The sequence below is a fragment of the Streptomyces sp. NPDC051133 genome, assembly GCF_040682635.1.
GTDB lineage: Bacteria > Actinomycetota > Actinomycetes > Streptomycetales > Streptomycetaceae > Streptomyces.
Genome location: NZ_JBFBBK010000233.1, coordinates 1 through 1,386 on the forward strand (window position 1 = coordinate 1; position 1,386 = coordinate 1,386).

A 1,386-nucleotide genomic window follows, 5' to 3' on the forward strand; every position below is an offset into this window, starting at 1 on the left:
GCTGCGTCAGCTGGACCTTGTTCTCGAAGCCGGTGCAGCTCCAGTGCGCGTTGGCGTTGGCCAGACCGTTGGTGAAAGCCTTGGCATCACCGGTGATGATCCGCAGGAACTGCGGCATCGCCACGACCTTGCTCGCCGGGCTGCCCATGTATCTGATCTGGGCCTGCACCGGGGTCACGATCTTGCCGACGTTGCCTTCCTTGCCACCGCCGAGGGCGTTCTGATCGACTTCCTGCGAGCCGTCCTGGACGCGGACCACCGGCCAGTAGTACGCCGACAGGTCTTTCCTGTTCTGGCAGGTGGTGCCGCCCTGCAGGAACGTCTGGTTGCTGGAGAACGCGTTGACCTTCTGGTTGCCGACGTAGTCGTGAGTATGGTGCGCGCCATTGGTCACGCCCGGCGCCACGATCACGTTGTCACTGTTCCGGTTTTTGTTGTCATTGACACCGCAGCGCGTGGTGAACGAGCCCGTCGAGGCGTCACCCGTCATGGCCGGCTTGCCCTGTACGGTCGGCGCGACCTTGGTGATGTCGACGAAGTCGGCCGTAACCGGGCCGTTGCCGCCCTGCCCGCCGACGTTCTGCTGCTGCCCCGCGCTCGCGCTGGGGCTGGCGGTATTGCCGGTGCTGTTCTGCTGGCCACCGTTGTTTTGCTGCTGGCCGGTCACGCCCTGCTGCTGGCTACCGTTGTCTTGCTGCTGACCGCCGATGTTCTGCCCAGTGCCGCCCGTCTGCTGGCCACCGGCGTCCCCCTGGTTGGCGGTCATACCGGTGCAGGGGGCAAGGCTGTACAGACTGCTGGGCGAGGTGCCACCCATGCGGGTGATCTCCAGCTTCACCCTATGGAGGATTGCCGTGCGCTGGTTCCTGAGCGGTTGCAGGATCGCGTTCTGAACGTAGCTCGCGTCGGCGGCCTGCGCGGCACGCGTGGTCGCCAGACGCTGGTACGCGTCGGTGACCTGCTGGTCAAGGTTGGTGAGTTCGCCGGCGACCTTGGTCCGCGCCTGATGGGGAACCCTGGTGAGCATCTGGCCGACGTCAGGGCAGGCGATCGTCACGACCCGGCTCGAAGCAGCCTTGGCCTGGCCGACTCCCCAGGACTGGTGGTTCGGCTCGTGCGCCGAGGCGTAGAAGTTCGCCCAGATCAGCCCGCCCCCACCGAGCGCTAGGGCCGCCGATGCGGCTATGGCCTTGCTGGTCAATGGTGTACGACGTCTCCGCGTGTTACGTCCCATGAACTGTCCTGACTTTCTTACGGGGCCGGCATCGACGCACCCCTCAGCGCTAGCGGCTCCCCTTCCATACGGACGCAGCCATACGAATGTTCAGTCTTCACTCTTCTGTTTGGTTGCGCTGTTCCTGACGGGTCGAATCGGTCTGATTCGAC

General features: G+C 64.9%; 1 protein-coding gene. It reads right to left on the minus strand.

The annotated features are described in order from the left end of the window. The coding region (locus AB0N17_RS46695; protein WP_366017729.1) for a DUF1996 domain-containing protein at positions 1 to 1,234 on the minus strand (1,234 nt) is incomplete at its 3' end. Positions 1,235 to 1,386: the final 152 nt, after the last annotated feature.